Raw genomic sequence first — 5,407 nt, forward strand, 5'->3', positions numbered from 1 at the left:
ATCAACTGTTCGATGTCTTTCGCTGCACCGGCGCTACGCTGTGCCAGGTTGCGCACTTCACTGGCGACCACGGCAAAACCACGCCCCTGCTCACCGGCTCGGGCCGCTTCGACCGCCGCGTTCAATGCGAGAATATTGGTCTGGAAAGCGATGCTGTTAATGACGGCAGTAATGTCGGCACTTTTCTTCGAGCTGTCGGAGATTTCCCCCATGGTGCTGACCACATCGCGCACCGCTTTACCGCCCTGATTCGCATTGTGTGAAGCTTCTGCGGCAATCTGGCTGGCCTGCCGCGCGTTCTCGGCGTTATTTTTAACGGTAGCCGTTAACTGTTCCATGCTGGCAGCCGTTTCCACCACCGCCGCCGCCTGCTGCTCGGTACGTGATGACAAATCGAGGTTGCCCTGATTGATCTCGCTAGCGGCTTGCGACACGCTGCTGACGCTATGCAACACATCGCCAATCATACTGCGCAGACGGTCGTTCATCCGCCCCATCGCCGAGGTCAGCTTGCCGAGTTCATCATGACGATCGGTGGTAAACTGCGAGCTTAAATCGCCGCTGGCAATGCGCTCCGCCAGCTCAAGATTGTGGAATACCGGACGCGTAATCTGACGGATGATGTACCACGCTACCAGTACGCCAAACAGAATCGCCAGCCCCCCAATCAACAGGGATAGCGTTGCTGAACCGTTCGCCAGTTCATCATTGCGCTCCTTGACGATGGCAATGATCTTTTTGATCGCCGCACTGCTCTTATCACCCGCGACTTTTACCGTGTCTTCTGACGCACGCAGCTGACCATAGCTGTCCGCCGCTTGCAGGCTGAGATCTTTAAAGCGTTCGGTATCCTGCCACAGCGCGGTAAATCCGCCCTGCTGTTCTGGTGGCAGCTGAGCCAACAAGGCTTTCATACCCTGATCGGCCTGCTGGAAATGGGTTTGCAAGGTATTGCGCAGGGTATCGGAGACATTGAAGCGCAGCGCCCAGGCTTCTTCACGCACGTTGCTAATGGCGAAGAGCTGTTCATAGATCTGATTGGTCAGTTCTGGATTGGTCACTGGCGTGCGGATCAACTGCATATAGCGCGAGGTCATGTCTTGCTGGCTCAGGGAATCGAGCTGTGCTCGCTGGCTATTTAGCTGCTGCGTGGCTTGCGTCATCGCGCCAATACTGTTTTGGAAGCTGGCGAGATGAGTATCCAGTTCATCCACCAGCGCGCGGGCATTGTCTGTCCAGGAGAGTTGTTTAGCCTCGCGATTCAGTTGCTGTGCATGAGCGACGTATTCGGCCATCACCTTGCCGGATTTATCATCACCATACAGGTATTTGAGGCGGTTAATTTTGGCCTGGAACACCTCAATGTTGATGTCATAGATCAGATTGGTTTTCTGATAGATGTCATGAATCGCATTGAAACGCTGCACGCTGATGCCGGTGGCTAATGCCACTAACAGCAACACGATGCCAAATCCTGCTGACAATTTTCGGGTGATGCGTACATTACGTAAACGGGATACCAGCCCCATGTTCCCTCTCCTGCGAATGTTGTTTTTGTAAATTCTGTTAAGGGAGTTATCGGAGCGAGGCGGGATTTGTTTATCGCGGAGATCACAAATAAACGATTACAGGATGTTATGCGCCGCCGGGCAGCGGCGCGAGCAGGTTATCGCGCGGATTGCGGGGCTAACTGGCTGATAAACAGGCCTGCCGCACTCACCGCATCCACCGCCACTTTCCCTAACTGCTGGCGAATGCTGTCGCCTAGCGCGATGGTGGAAAAACCGGTGCATGAGAAGGCGATGACTTCAATGCCATCGCGATAAAGACTATCCGCACAGGCCAGGGCGCTGGCGCGACCTTCTGCGCTCAGCAAGTCCGTGGTGTTCAGCACCCCTTCCGGACGCGCGTAGCGCACGGATTCACCCAGCAACTGACGGAAAGGCGCCGGGGCCGCCGCGCCAATCCCCATCACCGCGACAGGACGCTTGAGCATACGCGCAATGCTTGCCGATGCCGAACCGGCGCTGATGACGGGAATCGATACGGCATCGCGCAATGCCGCAAGGCCAGGATCGGCGGCGCAGCTGAGAAACAGCGCATTGCAGCCGTCGGACTCTAATTGCCGCCCGAGCGTAACGATCTTAGGCACCGCCAGCGATTCACTGGCATCATCAAAAATCCCTTTGTGCTGATCGGGGATCGCCCGGCTAATTGAGTTGATAGCGTACTCCTGATAAATCAGCCGACCATGTTCTTCGACAAAGTGCTGATCTGGATGGGTTAATACGCGGATTATCCCCAGCATGGCTGTTACTCCTGGTCTGATGTTAAACAGGTTTGCAAAGTGGCCTGGTTTTTATCGTGTCGAGTAACATGGCAGGTTTATGCAAAAGCGGCAACACGTACCCGCCGCTGGTTTGATCTACAATGCTGCTCCTACTTCCGCGATCACACCGCGTAACCACTGATGCGCCACACTGTCCTGCGTCCTGCGATGCCAAAGCAGATCAAATGGAATCGAGGGCAGCGCCAACGGCGGTTCAAACATGATGATGTCGCCCTGGCTGGCTGAAGTGGTGCCCACGCGGCGCAGTACCGTTGCCACATAATCCGTTCCCGGCAAGAGCGCGGGCACGGTAAACATGGTGGGCAACGTCAGACTGATGGTGCGAGCCAGACCTTGCTCACGCAATTGTTGGTCCACCAAGCCGTAATGGTTGCCTTCCGGTGACACCAGGATGTGGCGCATTGAGAGAAACGCTTGCAGGTTCATGCCTTTACGCGCGGCTTCGTGGTCGCGCCCGACTAAGGTGACAAAGTCATCACGTAGCAATGGCTCGGAAAGAATTCGGTTTTCTTTTTTGGTTGGCGGTACACCTACGGCAATATCAATCTTGCCCGCATCGAGTAGCGCCACAACCTCATCACGATCAATAAAATACCGCACATGAATCGTGCAATGAGGTGCCACTGCCGCCAGCTTTTTGGTTAACGCGGGCAGCAGCACATGCATCGGATACTCCGTCAATCCCAGGGTAAAACTGCGCTGTTTGGCTGTGGGATCAAAGACCTCTGCGGGCTTCATTAAATGACGCACCTGCCCTAACGCATCGGCCACCGGTATCGCAATCTCCTGCGCTTTCGCCGTGGGCAACAAGCCTTCTGCGCTGCGGATAAAAAGCGGATCGTCAAAGACACGGCGCAAGCGAGAAAGCGCGGCACTCATCGCCGGTTGGCTTACGCCAGCCAGTGCCGCCGCTTTAGTGACGTTGCGCTCCAGCATTAAGGCATTGAATGCCACCAGCAAGTTGAGATTGAATCCTTCAAAATTCATATTTTGTATAATGCTCTATACCAATCATTTGTTGGATGGATAGTGTCAGATTCAGGAATACTGCACAAGCCGGTGAGATGCACCGCTAACTAATCCAATAAGGTTTCCAACATGTCTGCGACACAACCACTGAACCAACGCCTGCAAGCTGAACGTACTGCGGTAGAAAACCTCTATCGCGCTTTTAGTGACAAAAATCCCGATCTGCTGGATCTGGCGGTCACACCAGATTGGGATGACATCCCACTGGCGCCAGGTCAGGGGCCGGGACCAGAAGGATTTAAGCCACTGCTGGCAGTTTTTATCGCCGCGTTCCCGGATATCAACATCACTGTGCACGACATGCTTCAGGAGCCTGGAAAGATTGCTGTGCGTGCAGAAATTACCGGTACGCACCAGGGTGAGTTTATGGGCATTGCGCCAACCGGTCGTCGCATTAGCGTGCGCCTGCACGAATTCCACTTGCTTAACGGCGAGCGCGTGACCACCACCTGGCATATGGAAGATTGGTTTGCCATGTTCCAGCAGATTGGGCAATTCCCAACTCCCTAAAAGAAGCACTGCAGATAGCGTATAACTCATGGCAGAAGTCCTCGGCATTGTTAGTCACTAATGACGCAGCGGAGAGTTAAGGACATAAACAAGCCTTTGACGAATTAACAGCGATCAACTGCATGGTTTAAGCCAGGCATAATCTTCCCCTACTATGCTAAGCACCAAACGTTAATCAGTGTTCACAGGCGGAAGAATGAAAGTCGTGTTGTGTGCGTATCATGAGATGGGATGCGCGGCGCTGGAAAGTTTGCAGGAAGTGGGATTTGAAGTGGTGTGCGTGTTCACCCACGCGGGAGCCCATCAGGAAAATAGCTTCTTTGACTCGGTTGAAGCCATGGCGCTGCAGCAACAGATCCCGGTGTTTTGTCCGGACGATATCAATACGCCAGAATGGATTGCCAAAGTAGCGTCGCTGCAACCCGATGCGATTTTGACCCTGTCTTATCGACAAGCGCTCTCTCCTGCCATGATTGCCACCGCCAAAAAAGGCGCATTCAATGTGCATGCTTCGCTGCTGCCCGCCTATCGCGGACGTGCGCATCTCAACTGGGTGATTATCCGCAATGAGCGTGAAACCGGGGTGACGCTACATCGCATTAATGACGTGCCAGACGGCGGGCCAATTTTGGCGCAAAGCCGTGTCGCTATCACTGATGAAGATGAGGCGCTTTCATTACATCGCAAACTGGTACGCACCACGCGTGAACAGTTGCCAAACTGGCTGCGCGCTCTGCGGGCGGGTAGTTTGATTGAACGCGTGCAGGATGAAAGTCTCGCCAGCGAACCGGGACAACGAAAGCCTGAGGATGGGCAGATTCACTGGCATCAGTCTGCCGATGAGATTTATGCTCTGATTCGCGGCGTTGCTTATCCGTGGCCTGGTGCGTATAGCCTGATGGGAGAACAGCGTTTTATCGTGTGGAAAAGCCGCGTGATTACCCAGTCGCATCAGCACGCAGCGGGCAGCATTATTTCCATCGATCCGCTGTATATCGCCTGTGGCGAAAATGTGCTGGAAATTGTCGCAGCGGGGTTATCGCATCACGACAATTTTAGTGCGGCGCAGCTCGTGCAGCACATCTCACTGTGCGTGGGGATGCAACTGAAGTCATGTTGAGCTGGCGATTTCAGGCTGAAATCGCCAACTTTTATCACCAGCGGGTCGCTGCCATATCAATCACAAAGCGATATTTCACATCACCCTTCAGCATGCGCGCAAATGCATCTTCGACTGCTTCACCCGCAATCAATTCGATATCTGCCGTGATGTTGTGTTCGCCGCAGAAATCCAGCATCTCCTGCGTCTCTTTGATGCTGCCGATGGATGAGCCGCTGATGCTCAGGCGACGGAAGACCATCGGCGTGACGTCAGGAGCCTGATGCGGTTGTTCCGGAATGCCTACCAGCACCAAACGACCATTGGTTTTGAGCGTGGCGAGGTAGGGATCGAGATCGTGAGGCGCGGACACGCAGTCGATAATGAAATCGAGAGAGGTTCACGCCGCTGCCATCTGT

Annotated in this window: 5 protein-coding genes and 1 pseudogene; 2 read left to right on the top strand and 4 right to left on the bottom strand. The window is 54.3% G+C overall.

Annotation, left to right across the window (positions count from 1 at the left end; translation table 11 throughout):
- The 3 genes from RT340_RS21520 to RT340_RS21530 form a co-directional block, all read right to left on the bottom strand.
- On the bottom strand, positions 1 to 1,529 hold a 1,529-nt coding region (locus RT340_RS21520), incomplete at its 3' end, for a methyl-accepting chemotaxis protein (protein WP_313377695.1).
- Positions 1,530 to 1,666: 137 nt separating this feature from the next.
- Positions 1,667 to 2,308 carry an aspartate/glutamate racemase family protein gene (locus tag RT340_RS21525; protein ID WP_211728766.1) on the bottom strand — a complete coding sequence of 214 codons (642 nt, stop codon included), beginning with the start codon at positions 2,306 to 2,308 and terminating at the stop codon, positions 1,667 to 1,669.
- A gap of 117 nt (positions 2,309 to 2,425) precedes the next feature.
- Positions 2,426 to 3,337, bottom strand: a complete 912-nt coding sequence (locus RT340_RS21530) for a LysR family transcriptional regulator (protein ID WP_313377696.1) — start codon at positions 3,335 to 3,337, stop codon at positions 2,426 to 2,428.
- A gap of 111 nt (positions 3,338 to 3,448) precedes the next feature.
- Here RT340_RS21530 and RT340_RS21535 point away from each other — a divergent pair, with 111 nt between their 5' ends.
- Together RT340_RS21535 and RT340_RS21540 are read left to right on the top strand one after the other, a co-directional pair.
- Entirely contained in the window at positions 3,449 to 3,889 is a 441-nt protein-coding gene (locus tag RT340_RS21535) for an ester cyclase (protein ID WP_211728764.1), read from the top strand.
- Positions 3,890 to 4,085: 196 nt separating this feature from the next.
- Positions 4,086 to 5,009: a formyltransferase family protein gene (locus RT340_RS21540; protein WP_211728763.1), complete on the top strand. Its 924-nt coding sequence runs from the start codon at positions 4,086 to 4,088 to the stop codon at positions 5,007 to 5,009.
- Between the two features lie 34 nt (positions 5,010 to 5,043).
- Here the strand turns inward: RT340_RS21540 and RT340_RS21545 are convergent.
- Positions 5,044 to 5,385, bottom strand: a pseudogene (locus RT340_RS21545) (zinc-binding dehydrogenase); the annotation flags it as partial.
- Positions 5,386 to 5,407: the final 22 nt, after the last annotated feature.

Origin of the sequence: Pantoea sp. CTOTU50773, assembly GCF_032082325.1 — a bacterium.
GTDB classification, from domain to species: Bacteria; Pseudomonadota; Gammaproteobacteria; order Enterobacterales; family Enterobacteriaceae; genus Pantoea; species Pantoea communis.